The sequence below is a fragment of the Streptacidiphilus pinicola genome, from assembly GCF_003258295.1.
Lineage (GTDB): Bacteria > Actinomycetota > Actinomycetes > Streptomycetales > Streptomycetaceae > Streptacidiphilus > Streptacidiphilus pinicola.
Genome location: NZ_QKYN01000097.1, coordinates 42,847 through 56,966 on the forward strand (window position 1 = coordinate 42,847; position 14,120 = coordinate 56,966).

The window sequence follows — 14,120 nt, forward strand, 5'->3', positions numbered from 1 at the left end:
GCACAGACGGCACAGGCACGCGGGAGGTGCACGGGATGGGGCAGGCCAGGAGGATCGCGACCTGGGCCGTCGTGATCTTCGTGCTGTACACGATCATCACCTCGCCGGTCCGGGCGGCCGACCTGGTGCAGGTCGGATTCACCGGGATCTCCCACGCCGCGAAGGCCGTCGGCACGTTCATGAGCAACCTGATCAAGTAATCCCGCAGGTGAAGTACCCTCGGGGCACTCGACCCCCCAAGGAGTGCCCTCATGATCCGCCACCTGGTCCTTTTCAAGCTGAACGACGGCGTCAGCAAGGACGACCCCCGCATCCCCGCCGCCGTCGCGGCCTTCGAGAAGGTCGGCACGGCCGTGCCGCAGCTGCGTGAGTGGCAGATCGGCTGGAACATCACCGACCGCGACATCGCCTACGACTTCGCGATCAACAGCCTGGTCGAGGACCGCGAGGCGCTCCAGTCCTACCTGACCCACCCCGAGCACGTGGCCGCCGCCCAGCTGTGGCGCGAGTTCGCGACCTGGGTGATCGCCGACTTCGAGGTCTGAGCAGTCATCCCGAATCCGGCAACCGGAAGACAGGATTCCACCAACACGCGTAAAGCCGGTGCTTGCCCGCCTCCCGGCCGACTTGTGATGCTATGACCAGTTTTGCCAGATATGCCGACCGGCAAACGATCTGGCTCGCAGGGACATCACGAGGGGCGGCGCGGCGATGCAGGCACCGGGCGAGGCACCCGGCGGCACGGGCGAGACGGCCCCGCCGGCCCAACCGGCCGGGCCGCCCGGCCCTGCCGCGCCGAGCGAGCAGACCGAGCCGGCAGAGCCGGCAGAGCCGGCCGAGCCGCTCTCCGCCGCGATCGCGGAGTCGCGGGTGGACGTCCGCGCTCTCACCCGGGTGCTCTTCGAGCGCCTGGCCGAACTTCCTGTCGGCAGCCCCGAACACGAACGGGTGCGCGCCGCGCTGATCGAGGTCAACCTGCCGCTGGTCCGCTACGCGGCCGCGCGCTTCCGCGGCCGCAACGAGCCGATGGAGGACGTCGTCCAGGTCGGGACGATCGGCCTGATCAACGCGATCGACCGGTTCGACCTCAGCCGCGGCGTCCAGTTCCCCACCTACGCGCTGCCGACCATCCTGGGCGAGATCAAGCGCTACTTCCGCGACAACGTCCGCACCATGCACGTGCCCCGCCGGCTCCAGGAGCTGTGGGTCCAGGTCAGCAGTGCGATGGAGGAACTGACGGTCACTCACGGCCGCCAGCCCAAGGTCCCCGAGATCGCCGCGTCGCTGCGCATCCCGGAGGAGGACGTCCGCGCCTGCCTGGATGCCGGTCGCGCCTACAACGCGACTTCACTCGAGGCCCAGCAGGAGCACGACGGAGGCCTGGCTTTGCTGGACCGGCTCGGCTACGAGGACTCCGCACTCACCCATGTGGAGCATCGGGACATGGTCCGTCACCTGCTCGTGCAACTGCCGGACCGGGAGCGACAGATTGTGATGCTCCGGTTCTTCGGCAACCTGACGCAGTCCCAGATCTCCACCGAGCTCGGCATGTCGCAGATGCACGTGTCACGCCTGCTCGCACGGATCTTCGCACGGCTGCGCAGCGGCAACCACTGGGAGAACTGAGGCCTGCGCGGGCGCACGCGCCCACGCCTCACGCCGATCGCTCTGCGTAGTCGAGCGTCCGTCATATGCCGTAATCGTCCTACTGATCAACCGACGAAAACGCTCCTGACACCACGTTTCCACGACGTGACATCTGGCCCTCTCGTGGTTTGCCGGGGATCCTGTGCCGGTATCCCAGTGGAGGTACGGAGTCGTCGGCATGTCGACTCATCGATGGCTGAGTTGAAGGGGGTTGCAGGTGTCCGAGGCTCTGGTGCATGAGGCTCACGGCGCACACGACGCTCTCGCCCACGGCGCCGTGGTTCTTCCCGCCCAGCGGGCGACCGCGCCCGAAGGCATGTCGGAGGTCTCGCCGGAGGTCGCCCCCGCGGTCGACCCGGCAGATGTCCCAGCAGTCGCCCCGGAGGTGGACGGGCTCGACACCCGCACCCTCTCCAGGTCGCTCTTTCTGCGGTTCGCGCAGCTCACGCCGGACCACCCGGACCACGCCTACGTGCGGAACACCCTGATCGAGCTCAACCTGCCGCTGGTCCGCTACGCGGCCGCGCGCTTCCGCAGCCGCAACGAGCCGATGGAGGACATCGTCCAGGTCGGCACGATCGGCCTGATCAAGGCGATCGACCGGTTCGACCACGACCGCGGCGTGGAGTTCCCCACCTTCGCGATGCCGACGATCATCGGCGAGATCAAGCGCTTCTTCCGCGACACCAGCTGGTCGGTCCGCGTCCCGCGCCGCCTGCAGGAGCTGCGCCTGGCCCTCACCAAGGCCGGCGACGACCTCAGCCAGCGCCTCGACCGCAGCCCCACCGTCCCGGAGCTGGCCGCGTGCCTCGGCGTCACCGAGGAGGAGGTCGTCGAGGGCCTCGCCGTCGGCAACGCCTACACGGCCTCCTCCCTCGACAGCACCCCGTCCGAGGAGGACGGCGACGGCCCCCTCGCGGAGCGCCTCGGCTACGAGGACGCGGCCATGGAGGGCGTCGAGTACCGGGAGGCTCTCAAGCCGCTGCTGGCACGGCTGCCGGCCCGCGAGCGACGGATCATCATGCTGCGGTTCTTCGGCAACATGACGCAGTCGCAAATCGGCGAGGAGATCGGCATCTCCCAGATGCACGTCTCCCGCCTCCTGACGCGCACGCTGGCCACCCTCCGCGAAGGCCTGATCGCCGAGGGGTAGTTGCACTGCCTAGGGGCGCGGGGAACTGCGCGAGAAACCACCGAGGTGCGGATGGCCCTGCGCGTTGAGGACATCCGCACGTCGGTGGCTTGCTGCTAGGCGAGCAGGTTCTTCCTCAGGGCTTCGAGGTCGGCGGGCGTCAGGCCGAGGCCGTCGTGGAGGAACGCTTCGAAGCTCGGCCAACCGGCATCCACCGCGGCGAACGCCGCGTCGAGGTAGGCGCGCTCCGCGCGCATGACTGGGCGCATCAGCTCGGGCTCGCGCATGACGCCCTGGGTGCCCAGGTGGTCGAGGATGCGGGCGATCAGCCCGTCCGTGCGCTCGTTGGTGAGCAGGTAGTCCGCGTAGACGGTCTCGCGGTCCACCCCGAGCGCAGTGAGGACGATCGCCGCCGTCCAGCCGGTGCGGTCCTTGCCGGCCGTGCAGTGGAAGTAGAGCGGCAACCGCTCCGCCCGGGTCAGCGCCTTGACCGTCTCCGCGAAGCGCCCGCGGATGCCGGGGTCGGTGACGAACCACCCGTACATCGAGACCATCATCCGCTCCGCGCCACCGTCGCCCAGCAGCGCGCGCTGCGCCTCGGCGTCCTGCGCGGCGAGGGTGTCGCGCAGCGAGGCGTAGATGTCGTGGTCCGTGGCGAAGACGGGCTGGGCCTCCAGCGCCACGCCGGGGGGCAGCACGTCCTCACCGTTCTCGGCGACCTCGTTCAGGCCGCGCAGGTCGATCACGTGACGCAGGCCGAGACCCTCCAGCACGGCGAGGTCCTCGTCCGAGGACCGGTGCAGCGCGTCACCGCGCAGCGCGACGCCGAAACGGACCGTCCGCCCGTCCGCGGTACGGTAACCGCCCAGGTCACGGGCGTTCACGGCACCCTGCAGGCCGAGGCTGCGCCCCGGGGCACGGTCGGCGGGGGCGTCGACGGCGCGGTCCTGCTGGGTCACGGCGGCTCCTCGGTTCGGCAAAACGTTTCGTCGTGCAATCATTCGCCAGTGTAGGCAGGGCCCGATGGCGCGCCGAAGAGCCTTCCTGATCTGATGACCCATCAGTAAACTGGCGCCTCCGAAGCGGGCGGGAGGCGATCGACGGTGACGCGTTCCACGACGAGGCTGATCATCGGCGGGGTGTTGAGCGCGACCGTGGTGGGCGCCACGACGCTGACCCTGGCGGGCTGCGCCAGCGACCGGGGCAGTTCCGTCGCCATCGGCGACAGCGCCCCGGCTCGGGCCCTCACCACGCCCGCCAACAGCGGCGTGGTCTTCGTGCCCCTGGACTCACCGGCTCCGACACCGGCAACGGGCGGCTCGACCACGCCGAGTGCGCCGACCACGTCGGGGGGCTCGGGCGGCTCAGGCGGCTCGACGGGCAGCGGCGGCGGTTCCGGGTCCGTGGGCGGCACCACCGGCGGCACGGCCGGCGGCGGAGGCACTCCGGCCGGCAGCACGCCCCCGCACAACAGCAGCGGCGGAACCGGAGGCAAAGGCGGAGGCACCGGCACCGCAGGTGGCGGCGGCTCGACCGGTGCAGCATCCGGCGGGACCGGCGCGCCGCAGACGCCCGCCCATCTCACGGTGACCGCGCTGCACACCACCGACACCGCGCAACGCTGGTGCCAGCGGGTCACGCTCACGCTCGTCAACAGCGGCGACCGCGCCGCGACCAGCGGCACGGTGACCTTCGCCACACATGTCATCGGCGCACTCGGCATCGACTGGTGGACGTACCAGACGAGCCAGTCGCTGACCGGTCCGGTGGCCGGTCACGCGACCGCGGACGAGAGCTGGACCGTCTGCCTGGACGCGTGGCGCGTTCCCCTTGGGATGCACCTGGAGACGCGGGCGGCGACCCTCGGCTGAGACCCTCGGCTGAAGGCCTACTTGAACGCGAGGTAGACGACGCCGATCACGACGACCAGGCCGATGATCACCGCGGCGGCGATGACGCCGGTGTGGCGCGACTCGCTCGGCGCGGTCGCCGGCGTGGCGGCGGGCTCCTCGACGAAGGCGCGGAACATCTGGGTGCTCGCCGCGGTGTCGTCGTTGGAGGGCTGGTAGTTCTGGTAGTTCGACATGGGCCCTGACTCTAGCCAATGCGGAGCGGAAGCTGGAGGCCGGAATGTCGCAGCTCTGTGACAGAAACCCGGTATTTAGCGTGGAGAAGTCGTGCGGCGTGTCGGGGAACACGTCGTCCCGGCGATCTCGTTGATCCCGGCATGACCTCCTCCGCACGTGTGCTTCTCGGCAACTCCGATCTCTCCGTCTTCCCGCTCAACCTCGGCGGCAACGTCTTCGGCTGGTCTGCCGACCGCGACCAGTCCTTCGCCGTCCTGGACGCCTACACCGCCGCCGGCGGCAACTTCGTCGACACCGCCGACGTCTACTCGGCCTGGATCCCCGGCAACAGCGGCGGCGAGTCGGAGACGATCATCGGGGCCTGGACTGCGGCCCGGGACAACCGGGACGACGTCGTGATCGCCACCAAGGTCGGCGCACACCCGGACTTCAAGGGACTCAAGGCGGAGAACATCGCCGCGGCCACCGAGGCCTCGCTGAAGCGGCTCGGCACCGACCGGATCGACCTGCTCTACACGCACTTCGACGACGAGTCGACGCCGGTCGAGGAGATCATGACCGCGCTGGACGAGCTGGTCCGGGCCGGCAAGGTCCGCCAGATCGCCGCCTCCAACATCTCCCCGGCCCGCCTGCGCGCGTCCCTGCAGTTCGCGCGCCGCGAGGGCCTGGCCGAGTACGTGGCCCTGCAGCCGCACTACAACCTCGGCTACCGGAACGCGTACGAGGGTGAGCCGGCCGCCGTGGCGGCCGAGTTCGGCCTTTCCTGCGTCCCCTACTACGCGCTGGCCGGGGGCTTCCTGACCGGCAAGTACCGCGCGGGCGGCCCGGCCGTCGACAGCGTGCGGGCGGGCGCGGCCGAGAAGCTCGCCGCCGGCGAGCAGGGTCAGCGGGTCCTCGCGGCCCTGGACGCGGTCGCGGAGGCGCACGACGTCGCCGTGGCCACCGTCGCGCTGGCGTGGCTGGCCGCGCAGCCGACCGTCGCCGCGCCGATCGCCTCCGCCCGCACCGTGGAGCAGCTGGCCGCGCTGGTCGCCTTCCCCGAGCTCACGCTCACCCAGGCCGAGCTGGACGCGCTGACCGCGGCCTCCGCCTGATGCCGGTCCAGGTCCGGCCGCTAACCCCGGAGCTCCTGGCCGAGGAGCTCGCGGAGCGGATCAGCCGGCTGGCCGGGGAGGACGGCCGGACCTGGACCAGGGTCGCCGTGGACGGCGCGGAGGCCGCCCGTCCCGGCGACCTGGCGGACGCGCTCGTGGAGCCGCTGCGCCTGCGCGGCCGCCCGGTGCGGCGCGTCCGCGCACGTGACTTCCTGCGCCCCGCGTCACTGCGCTTCGAGTTCGGCCACCACGACCCGGACGCCTACCTGGACGGCTGGCTGGACACGGGCGCGCTCTTCCGCGAGGTCTTCGACCCGCTCGAGCCGGGAGGTTCCGGCCTGGTCCTGCCCACGCTCTGGGACCCCGCCACCGACCGCGCGACCCGCGCGCAGCGCGTCCCCCTGCCGCCCGGCGGCGTCCTCGTCCTCGACGGTCCGCTACTGCTGGGCCGCTGGTTCCCGCTGGATCTCACCGTCCACCTGCGGCTCACCCGGGCGGCGCTGGAACGCCGCACCCCCGATTCCGAGCGCTGGACCCTCCCGGCCCTCGCCCGCTACGAGGCGGAGACCCGCCCGGAGGAGTCCGCGGACATGACCGTGCGGGCCGACGATCCTCGTCGGCCCGCACTGGTCGTCGTCAGCGACTGACGACTACTGCCTCGGCACGGTGGCGAACTCGGGCTGTACCGACGCCGTGCAGAACGCGCAGCGGCTGGCGGCGGCCGGGATGGAGCTCAGGCACTCCGGGCAGTCCTTCTTCGGCGCGTCCACGTCCGCCTTGGTGGCGAACCGGGCGCTCAGCTTGGTGACCGGCAGCACCACGCAGAAGTAGACGACCGCAGCGGTGATCAGAAAGGTGATCACCGTGTTGAGAAAGTCGCCATAGGCGAAGTGCTGGCCGTGGACCATCTGGACCTGGCTGCTGAGGTCGTTGTTCTTGCCGACGAACAGACCGATCAGCGGGGTCAGGAAGTCCCCGGTGAAGCCCTTCACGACGGACGTGAACGCGGCACCGATGACGACACCGACAGCCAGGTCAACGACATTGCCGCGGAGCAGAAACTTCCGGAATCCCTTCATGGCGGGTCACCGTATCACCCGTAGGGGTGACCCGAGTTACGCCGACTTGTCCGCTTCCGCCGCTGCCTGGGCCTGGATGCCGGAAACCTTGCGCAGCGGAACCTCCTTGATGACCAGTGAGAGGACGAAAGCCGCCGCGGCCACGCACGAGGCGATCAGGAACACCAGGTGCATCGAGTCGGCGAAGCCGACCTTGAAGGGGGCCGCCAGGGCGTCCGGCAGCTGCTGGATGAAGGAGGAGTCGCTCAGCACGGACGAGGAGTTCGCGCCGGACAGGGCCTTCGGGTTCTGCGCGACGGCCTGCTGGAACGCCGGGGTGTGCGAGGCGGCGGTGACGGCCTTGGTGATGTTGTCCTTCACCGTGCTGAACAGCACCGACAGGAAGATCGCGGTACCGGCCGTGGCGCCCAGCTGACGGAAGAAGGTCGCCGAGGCGGTGGCGACGCCCATGTCCTGCGGGGGGACCGCGTTCTGCACGGACAGCGTCAGCGTCTGCATGGTGAGGCCGAGGCCGACGCCGAAGAGGGCCATGTAGCCCATGGTCTCCGGCAGCGGGGTGTTCCACTCCACCCGGAAGTGGAAGAGCAGCATGGCGCCGATCATCACCGCGGTGCCGATCACCGGGTAGATCTTGTAGTGGCCGGTCCGGGCTATCAGGCGGCCGACGACGATCGACGTGACCATCATGCCGAGCATCAGCGGCAGCATCATCAGACCGGACTTGGTCGGGCTGGCGCCCTTCACGATCTGCAGGTACTGCGGAATCATCATCATTCCGCCGAACATCGCCATCCCTATCAAAACGGACAGGACGCTCGTCTGACTGAAGACCTTGTTGGAGAACAGGCGCATCGGGATCAGCGCGGCGTCGCCCATGCGGCGCTCGACGAACAGCCAGACGACGATGCCGACGACGCCGATCGCGTAGCAGCTCAGCGAACGTGGCGAAGTCCAGCCCCAGCTCTGGCCCTGCTCGGCGACCAGCAGCAGCGGCACCACGCCCAGGGCGATGGTGACGGCACCCCACCAGTCGATCCGCTGCTCACGGCGGGTGTGCGGGACGTTCAGCACCTTGGCGACGACGACCAGCGCGATCATGCCGATCGGCACGTTGACCAGGAAGACCCAGCGCCAGCCGGCGATGCCCAGGATCATGCTCTGGCCGGCCAGGAAGCCGCCGACCAGCGGGCCGAGCACGCTGGAGGTGGCGAAGACGGAGAGGATGTAGCCCTGGTAGCGGGCCCGCTCACGCGGCGGCACGATGTCGCCGATGATCGCCAGCGCGAGGGACATCAGGCCACCGGCGCCGATGCCCTGGAACGCGCGGAACCCGGCCAGCTCGATCATCGAGGTGGAGAAGGTGCAGGCGACCGAGCCGACGACGAAGATGCTGATCGCGGCGAGGAAGAACGGCTTGCGGCCGTAGATGTCGGAGAGCTTGCCGTAGAGCGGCGTGGCGATCGTCGAGGTGATCAGGTAGGCCGTCGTGGTCCAGGCCTGCTCGCTCAGGCCGTGCAGGTCGTCGGCGATGGTCCGGATCGCGGTCGAGACGATGGTCTGGTCGAGCGAGGCCAGGAACATGCCCATCATCAGGCCGGACAGGATCGTCAGGATCTGGCGATGGCTCAGGCCGGCCTGGGCCGAGGCGTCGGATATGCCCGGCGCCGCGGCGGTGGCCGCTCCCCCGTGGCTGTTGCTACTCACTTGGCTGCTCCCTGCTCGGCGGTGTGTTGCCGGGCGAATTCGTCGTTCAGGCGGGCCAGAAGGCGGACCAGCTGCTGCCGGTCCTCCCCGGTCCAGTTCTCCAGGAGGGCGCTGAGCTCCCGGTTGCGTTGCTCGCGGAACGCGTCGAAGGCGGCCAGGCCGCTCGGCGAGACCGAGAGCAGCGCACCGCGCCGGTCCTCCGGGTCGGGTGTCCGCTCGACCAGGCCGCGCTCGATCAGCGAGCGGATCTGCCGGCTGACCGTGGACAGGTCCAGGTGCGCGACGACGGCGAGATCCGTCGCGCGCTTCGGTCCGAAGCGGACCAGGGCCGCGAGCAGGGCGCGGTCGCCGCCCCCGTGCTCGTCGCGCGAGCGCTGCTTGCGCGCCTGCAGCAGCCGGAAGAAGCGGACCAGCTCCTCACCGAGCTCGGCCGCGACCGGATCGGCCGCCTCGTCGCCCTCTGTCATCTGCGCCGTCTGCTCCACCCCGGCGACCCCCTACTTAGTTGCTTGCTCCCAGCAAGTAAATGTAGCGCACACCTGTGTGCGCAAAAACCATCTCAAGGATGAGCTCGAGCGAGGCTCAGGTCGTAGGCCCGGCCCTGGACCCGAGGGGTGGCACCACGCAGCGAGGGGGCAGCAGGTTGCGCTCCGGTCTCGGTCGTGTCCAAGGCGTAGTGCGAAGGTGCGGTCCGCCTCTAGCGTGAGCGCCGCACGAACCTGATCCCCTCACACCCTTCGGAGGGCTCTCTATGGTTCCATCCATGCGTCGCCGGCTGCTGGCCGCAGTCGTGGGCGGCCTGACCCTGGTCGTGCCGAGCGCCGCGTTCAGCGCGAGCGCCGTCACCACCGCATCAGCAGCCACGTACCCGCAGGTCAGACCGACCGTCGCGGAGTACACGCAGCTGACGACCTCCACCACCCCGCCGACCCAGGCCCAGTGCAGCTCGGCGGGCCGGCGCTGCTTCGACCCGCAGTCGGTGCAGTCCGCGTACAACCTCGCACCGCTGTACGCCAACGGCGACAACGGCAAGGGCATGACCATCGCGATCGTGGACTCCTACGGCAGCGACACCATGGCCCACGACCTGCACGTCTTCGACCAGGCCTTCGGCATCGCGCCGCTCTGCGGCGAGGAGGGCGTCAGCTGCGCCCCCGGCATGCCGACCTTCAGCGAACTGCAGCTGCAGGGCGCCCCGGCCACCGTCGCGCCGCCGTCCACCAGCAAGGGCACCGGCCAGGAGAACAAGGCCGGTTGGGCGCTGGAGGTCTCCCTCGACGTGGAGACCGCCCACGCGATGGCGCCCGGCGCGAACATCCTGCTGGTCACCACGCCCACCGCGGAGACCCTCGGCGTGCAGGGCATGCCGCAGATGATGGCCGCCGAGGACTACGTGGTCCAGCACCACCTGGCCAATGTCATCTCGCAGTCCTTCGCCTCCGGCGAGGGCGCGTTCTCCAGCAGCCAGGCCATGCTGAACCTGCGCTACGCCTATCAGGACGCGGCCGCCAACGGCGTCAGCGTCCTCGGCTCCTCCGGTGACAACGGCTCCGCGATCACCATCAAGACCCCGGTCAAGAACCCCACCACGCTGCCCGACCCGGGCGTCGAGTGGCCCGCGTCCGACCCGCTGGTCACCGGCGTCGGCGGCACCTACCTCTGCACGGACGCGACCGCGTCCGCGAGCAGCGCCCGGACCACCGACAGCAGCAGCAACCCGGCCAAGTGCCAGGCCAACGCCGGCCAGTCGGAAATCGGCTGGACCGACGGCGGCGGCGGTTACAGCTCCGTCTTCGCCCGCCCGTCCTACCAGAACACCCTGCCGACCGGCAGCACCGCGATCGGCGCGATGCGCGGCGTACCGGACATCTCCCTGCAGGCCAGCGCCGGCACCGGGATGCTCGTCTACCTCACGCTGCCGCCGGACGGCAACAGCGGCCTGATCTGCGGCGGGGCGCCCTGCAGCACCGGCTGGTACGACATCGGCGGCACCTCGCTCTCCTGCCCGCAGTGGGCCGGTCTGGTCGCCATCGCCGACCAGCTGAACGGCGGCGGCCTGGGCCTGATCAACCCGGCCCTCTACAAGGTGGCGGCGAACCCGGCGCAGTACGCGGCGGACTTCCACGACATCACCGTCGGCAACAACACGGCCGACCCGTCCGTCCCCGGCTACTCCGCGTCCCAGGGCTGGGACCCGGTCACCGGCCTCGGCACGCCGAACGCGGCGCTGCTCCTCCCGGACCTGGTGGCGGCCTCGCACTGACCGCTGAGCGCTGACCTCCGGTCACCTCTTGTCCTCTGCCCCGGCGTTCACGTCGGGGCAGAGGCGTGGGTGCGCTTGCGTGTGGTTGCGTGCGGTTGCGGTTCACACGGCGGGCTGGCCCTCGAACAGGGCGGCCAGGCGCGGAAGCCTGCGGCGCATCTCCGACATGTCGTCGAAGTCGAAGTTCCACGCCTGATCAAGCTCCGGGTAGCGGACGCGGAACGAACCCGCGGGGAGCTGCTCGCCCGTCGCGCGGCGATACGCCTCCCAGGCGATGGAGAGCGCCTCCTCGCCTTCGAGATCCAGGCCGCCCGCGACCGCCGCCCGCACCGCGTCGAGACCGGCCAGCGAGTCGGGATCGGCGACGACCCGTTCGAACGTCTCCCGCCCCTGCAGGATGAGCCAGCCGCGGAAGTAGTCGAAGCCGTCGTCCGAACAGCCGCCGTTGATCAGGAAGGCGGCAGCCCACAGCGGACTGCGGTAGGACCGCGCCATCAGCGTCCACAGCGCCTGCTGCGCCGCGAGGATCTCCCCCGCCTCACGCCGCGCGAGCAGTGCGACCGCGGTGTGCGCGACCGCGCCGCCGGACGCCCCCCGTGCCTCCCCCACCAGCTGCCAGAACCGCTCGACACCGAGCTCCGTGCTGTCCATGGCCCGAGCATGGCACCGACCACTGACAACTCCCGGAGCGTGGACTGGCCCCTGACCCGTCCGAGGCGGCGCAGAATGAACGACGTGATCGAAGACTGGGAGCCCTTCTACACCGCCACCGCCGGCAGCCCCGTCCGCGCGCTCTGCCTGCTGGCGATCGATGCCGCCGGGGACCCGGGCGGGCGGCTGGCCGTCGACCTGGGCGCCGGGGCCGGGCGGGAGAGCGCGGCGCTGCTGGCCGCCGGATGGCGCGTGCTCGCGCTGGACGGCGCGGCCGGCGCGCACCTGCGGATCGAGGCCTCGGTGCCGCCCGCGGACCGGAACCGCCTCAGCGTCGCCGAGCAGTCCTTCGCCGCGCTCGACGAGCTGCCGGAGGCGGGCCTGGTCTACGCCGGCTACGCGCTGCCGTTCCAGCGGCCGGAGGTCTTCGCCCGCACCTGGTCGCTGATCCGTGGCGCGCTGCGTCCCGGCTCGGGGGCGATCCTGGCGGTGAACCTCTTCGGGCCCCGCGACACCTGGGCGGACGACCCGGAGCTCACCACCCACAGCCTGGAGGAGGCCCGCGCCCTGCTGGACGGCCTGCAGATCCTCGCCCTGCGCGAGCAGGAACGCGAGGGCGTGGCCGTCACCGGCCCGAAGCACTGGCACGAGCTCGACCTGCTCGCCCGGGCCTGAAACCGCCCGACGCACCAGGACATGCGTGGGGCGCCCGACCCCTGCGGGTCGGGCGCCCCATCCGCCCAGGCGCGGATCAGTGATCCGCCGGACGCGTCTGTCAGATCGTGCCGGACTTGGCGATGGTCACCTTGGCGCTGGGGGCGCCGGTGCGCGAGCCAAGGGACTCGATCTTCTTGACGACGTCCATGCCCTCGACGACCTCGCCGAAGACGACGTGCTTGCCGTCGAGCCAGTCGGTGACGATGGTGGTGACGAAGAACTGCGAGCCGTTGGTGCCGGGGCCGGCGTTGGCCATCGACAGCAGACCCGGCTTGTCGTGCTTCAGCTGGAAGTTCTCGTCAGCGAACTTCTCGCCGTAGATGGACTTGCCACCGGTGCCGTTGCCGGCGGTGAAGTCACCGCCCTGCAGCATGAAGGCGGGGATGACGCGGTGGAAGTGGGAACCCTCGTAGCCGAAACCGTGCTCGCCGGTCGCCAGCTCGCGGAAGTTACGGGCCGTCTTCGGGACGACCTCGTCGAACAGGTGGAAGACGATCCGGCCGGCCGGCTCGTCGTTGACCGTGATGTCGAAGAAAACGTTGTCACTCATGGGCACCATCCTCACATCCCCGGCGCAGTGATCGCTCCCGGTGGCGCCGGAATGACACCTTCCTGGCGGCTTCTCCACCCAGGACCGTCACGATCCCGGCCGGTGTCCCCACACCTCGACCCAGGTGCCCTTCCGCGTCAGCGGCCACAGCCGCGCCGCGTCCCGGACGGTCAGGTTGACGCACCCGTACGAGCCGGGGCCCTTGCCCAGGTCGCCGTAGACGCCGTGCAGCGCCTCGCCGCCGCTGAAGAACTGGGCGAAGGGCATGGGTGCGTTGTAGATGGACGACCAGTGGTGCTGGTGCCGCCAGTAGATGTGGAACTTCCCGGTCCTGGTCAGATGCCCGTGCCGTCCGGTGCGCACCGTCACCGGGCCGAAGACCACCGACGTGCCGCGCATCACCCACAGCCGCTGCGCGTTCTGATCCACGCAGACCACGGGCCTCGACCCGTCCGCCCGGCAGTGCTGCCGCTCGGCCGCCGTCGGGTAGACCACCCGCGCCTGCGCCTGCGCGGCGGGGGCGAACACGGCGCCGAGCGCCGTCACCAGGAACGCGAGCACCGCGGCGAGGGCGCTGCCGCGCCGAAGCCACCGAGGCGCTCCGAATGAACGATTCTCCATGACCCTCAACGGTGGCTTCCGAGCACGGAACTGAACCACCGTCGGTCATATCTTCATCCCATCGGATCAGCATTCGATCCAGGTCAATCCCCCGGCCAGGCGTCACCGCGCACCCGTGCGTGCAGGTGCTCGTCGTGCCAGCCGTCCTCGTGCAGCAGCGCGCCGCGCATCGTCCCCTCCAGCACGAAGCCGGCCCGCTCGGCGATCCGGCAGGAGGCGGGGTTCTCCACCGAGTGCGTCAGCCGCAGCCGCTGCAGCCCCAGCTCGTCCACCGCCCACCGGCTGACGGCCACGAGCGCCGCCCCGACCAACCCGCTCCCGCGCCCCGCGGGCAGCAGCCAGTACAGGACCTCGGCGCTCCCGCCCGCGAGGTCGATGTCCCCCCACCCGATCAACCCCACCGGCCGCTCCTCCCCGGCCCGCAGCACGGCCCAGATCGCGGCCTCCTCGCTGCGCCACCGCTTCCGCCACCGCTCGATCCTCGCCGCGGCGTCGGCCTCGGTCACCCCCCGCCCGGGCCGGTTCCACCGCTGCACCGCCTCATCGGCGGCGGCCTCGACGAGCACCCCCTCATC

The 14,120-nt window shown here is 70.6% G+C and carries 18 protein-coding genes; 9 read left to right on the plus strand and 9 right to left on the minus strand.

The window, feature by feature from the left end; translation table 11 throughout:
* Positions 1-35: 35 nt before the first annotated feature.
* From DN069_RS40280 to DN069_RS24545, 4 genes are all read left to right on the plus strand, one after another.
* Entirely contained in the window at positions 36-200 is a 165-nt protein-coding gene (locus tag DN069_RS40280) for a hypothetical protein (RefSeq protein WP_165845626.1), read from the plus strand.
* Positions 201-251: 51 nt separating this feature from the next.
* Positions 252-545, plus strand: a complete 294-nt coding sequence (locus tag DN069_RS24535) for a Dabb family protein (RefSeq protein ID WP_111504330.1) — start codon at positions 252-254, stop codon at positions 543-545.
* Positions 546-711: 166 nt separating this feature from the next.
* Positions 712-1,626, plus strand: a complete 915-nt coding sequence (locus DN069_RS24540) for an RNA polymerase sigma factor SigF (protein WP_111504332.1) — start codon at positions 712-714, stop codon at positions 1,624-1,626.
* A gap of 337 nt (positions 1,627-1,963) precedes the next feature.
* The gene (locus DN069_RS24545) at positions 1,964-2,800 is read left to right on the plus strand and encodes an RNA polymerase sigma factor SigF (protein ID WP_111504334.1); all 837 of its coding nucleotides are present in this window, start codon (positions 1,964-1,966) and stop codon (positions 2,798-2,800) included.
* Between the two features lie 95 nt (positions 2,801-2,895).
* On the opposite strand, the gene DN069_RS24550 is transcribed toward DN069_RS24545, so the two are convergent.
* Positions 2,896-3,738, minus strand: a complete 843-nt coding sequence (locus tag DN069_RS24550) for a tyrosine-protein phosphatase (protein WP_165845627.1) — start codon at positions 3,736-3,738, stop codon at positions 2,896-2,898.
* Between the two features lie 144 nt (positions 3,739-3,882).
* On the opposite strand from DN069_RS24550, the gene DN069_RS24555 reads away from it, so the two are divergent.
* Positions 3,883-4,650: a hypothetical protein gene (locus tag DN069_RS24555; RefSeq protein ID WP_111504338.1), complete on the plus strand. Its 768-nt coding sequence runs from the start codon at positions 3,883-3,885 to the stop codon at positions 4,648-4,650.
* Between the two features lie 17 nt (positions 4,651-4,667).
* On the opposite strand, the gene DN069_RS24560 is transcribed toward DN069_RS24555, so the two are convergent.
* Positions 4,668-4,865: a hypothetical protein gene (locus DN069_RS24560; protein WP_111504340.1), complete on the minus strand. Its 198-nt coding sequence runs from the start codon at positions 4,863-4,865 to the stop codon at positions 4,668-4,670.
* 141 nt (positions 4,866-5,006) lie between these two features.
* Between DN069_RS24560 and DN069_RS24565 the strand changes: the two genes are divergently transcribed.
* Together DN069_RS24565 and DN069_RS24570 are read left to right on the plus strand one after the other, a co-directional pair.
* Positions 5,007-5,960, plus strand: coding sequence for an aldo/keto reductase (locus DN069_RS24565; protein ID WP_111504342.1), 954 nt, complete (start codon positions 5,007-5,009; stop codon positions 5,958-5,960).
* The gene (locus DN069_RS24570) at positions 5,960-6,607 is read left to right on the plus strand and encodes a nucleoside/nucleotide kinase family protein (protein ID WP_111504344.1); all 648 of its coding nucleotides are present in this window, start codon (positions 5,960-5,962) and stop codon (positions 6,605-6,607) included. The genes DN069_RS24565 and DN069_RS24570 overlap by 1 nt, the downstream gene beginning before the upstream one ends.
* Before the next feature lie 3 nt (positions 6,608-6,610).
* Here DN069_RS24570 and mscL read toward each other — a convergent pair whose 3' ends face one another.
* The 3 genes from mscL to DN069_RS24585 are packed head-to-tail and all read right to left on the minus strand — an operon-like array spanning position 6,611 to position 9,210.
* On the minus strand, positions 6,611-7,039 hold the full coding sequence (mscL, locus tag DN069_RS24575) for a large conductance mechanosensitive channel protein MscL (protein ID WP_111504346.1): 429 nt from the start codon (positions 7,037-7,039) through the stop codon (positions 6,611-6,613).
* Between the two features lie 36 nt (positions 7,040-7,075).
* Entirely contained in the window at positions 7,076-8,743 is a 1,668-nt protein-coding gene (locus DN069_RS24580) for an MDR family MFS transporter (protein ID WP_481557185.1), read from the minus strand.
* Entirely contained in the window at positions 8,740-9,210 is a 471-nt protein-coding gene (locus DN069_RS24585; RefSeq protein ID WP_111504362.1) for a MarR family winged helix-turn-helix transcriptional regulator, read from the minus strand. The genes DN069_RS24580 and DN069_RS24585 overlap by 4 nt, the downstream gene beginning before the upstream one ends.
* A gap of 296 nt (positions 9,211-9,506) precedes the next feature.
* Here DN069_RS24585 and DN069_RS24590 point away from each other — a divergent pair, with 296 nt between their 5' ends.
* Positions 9,507-11,006 carry a S53 family peptidase gene (locus DN069_RS24590; RefSeq protein WP_111504348.1) on the plus strand — a complete coding sequence of 500 codons (1,500 nt, stop codon included), beginning with the start codon at positions 9,507-9,509 and terminating at the stop codon, positions 11,004-11,006.
* Positions 11,007-11,108: 102 nt separating this feature from the next.
* On the opposite strand, the gene DN069_RS24595 is transcribed toward DN069_RS24590, so the two are convergent.
* Entirely contained in the window at positions 11,109-11,657 is a 549-nt protein-coding gene (locus DN069_RS24595) for a DUF4240 domain-containing protein (RefSeq protein WP_111504350.1), read from the minus strand.
* An 84-nt stretch (positions 11,658-11,741) separates the two neighbouring features.
* Between DN069_RS24595 and DN069_RS24600 the strand changes: the two genes are divergently transcribed.
* Positions 11,742-12,332, plus strand: coding sequence for a class I SAM-dependent methyltransferase (locus DN069_RS24600; protein WP_207892253.1), 591 nt, complete (start codon positions 11,742-11,744; stop codon positions 12,330-12,332).
* Positions 12,333-12,432: 100 nt separating this feature from the next.
* Here DN069_RS24600 and DN069_RS24605 read toward each other — a convergent pair whose 3' ends face one another.
* The 3 genes from DN069_RS24605 to DN069_RS24615 all read right to left on the minus strand — a co-directional run.
* Positions 12,433-12,924 (minus strand): peptidylprolyl isomerase, encoded by a 492-nt coding sequence (locus DN069_RS24605; RefSeq protein ID WP_111504354.1) that lies wholly within the window; start codon positions 12,922-12,924, stop codon positions 12,433-12,435.
* An 87-nt stretch (positions 12,925-13,011) separates the two neighbouring features.
* Positions 13,012-13,545: a L,D-transpeptidase gene (locus DN069_RS24610; RefSeq protein ID WP_116513695.1), complete on the minus strand. Its 534-nt coding sequence runs from the start codon at positions 13,543-13,545 to the stop codon at positions 13,012-13,014.
* Between the two features lie 83 nt (positions 13,546-13,628).
* Positions 13,629-14,120, minus strand: a 492-nt coding sequence (locus DN069_RS24615) for a GNAT family N-acetyltransferase (protein WP_111504364.1), incomplete at its 5' end; no start/stop codon positions are given.

Excerpts from the sequence above, each read along its gene's own strand:
- DN069_RS40280 (WP_165845626.1), top strand. The coding sequence starts at position 36 with ATGGGGCAGGCCAGGAGGATCGCGACCTGGGCCGTCGTGATCTTCGTG.
- DN069_RS24535 (WP_111504330.1), top strand. The coding sequence starts at position 252 with ATGATCCGCCACCTGGTCCTTTTCAAGCTGAACGACGGCGTCAGCAAG.
- DN069_RS24540 (WP_111504332.1), top strand. The coding sequence starts at position 712 with ATGCAGGCACCGGGCGAGGCACCCGGCGGCACGGGCGAGACGGCCCCG.
- DN069_RS24545 (WP_111504334.1), top strand. The coding sequence starts at position 1,964 with ATGTCGGAGGTCTCGCCGGAGGTCGCCCCCGCGGTCGACCCGGCAGAT.
- DN069_RS24560 (WP_111504340.1), bottom strand. The coding sequence starts at position 4,865 with ATGTCGAACTACCAGAACTACCAGCCCTCCAACGACGACACCGCGGCG.
- DN069_RS24565 (WP_111504342.1), top strand. The coding sequence starts at position 5,007 with ATGACCTCCTCCGCACGTGTGCTTCTCGGCAACTCCGATCTCTCCGTC.
- DN069_RS24570 (WP_111504344.1), top strand. The coding sequence starts at position 5,960 with ATGCCGGTCCAGGTCCGGCCGCTAACCCCGGAGCTCCTGGCCGAGGAG.
- mscL (WP_111504346.1), bottom strand. The coding sequence starts at position 7,039 with ATGAAGGGATTCCGGAAGTTTCTGCTCCGCGGCAATGTCGTTGACCTG.
- DN069_RS24585 (WP_111504362.1), bottom strand. The coding sequence starts at position 9,210 with ATGACAGAGGGCGACGAGGCGGCCGATCCGGTCGCGGCCGAGCTCGGT.
- DN069_RS24590 (WP_111504348.1), top strand. The coding sequence starts at position 9,507 with ATGCGTCGCCGGCTGCTGGCCGCAGTCGTGGGCGGCCTGACCCTGGTC.
- DN069_RS24595 (WP_111504350.1), bottom strand. The coding sequence starts at position 11,657 with ATGGACAGCACGGAGCTCGGTGTCGAGCGGTTCTGGCAGCTGGTGGGG.
- DN069_RS24605 (WP_111504354.1), bottom strand. The coding sequence starts at position 12,924 with ATGAGTGACAACGTTTTCTTCGACATCACGGTCAACGACGAGCCGGCC.
- DN069_RS24610 (WP_116513695.1), bottom strand. The coding sequence starts at position 13,545 with ATGGAGAATCGTTCATTCGGAGCGCCTCGGTGGCTTCGGCGCGGCAGC.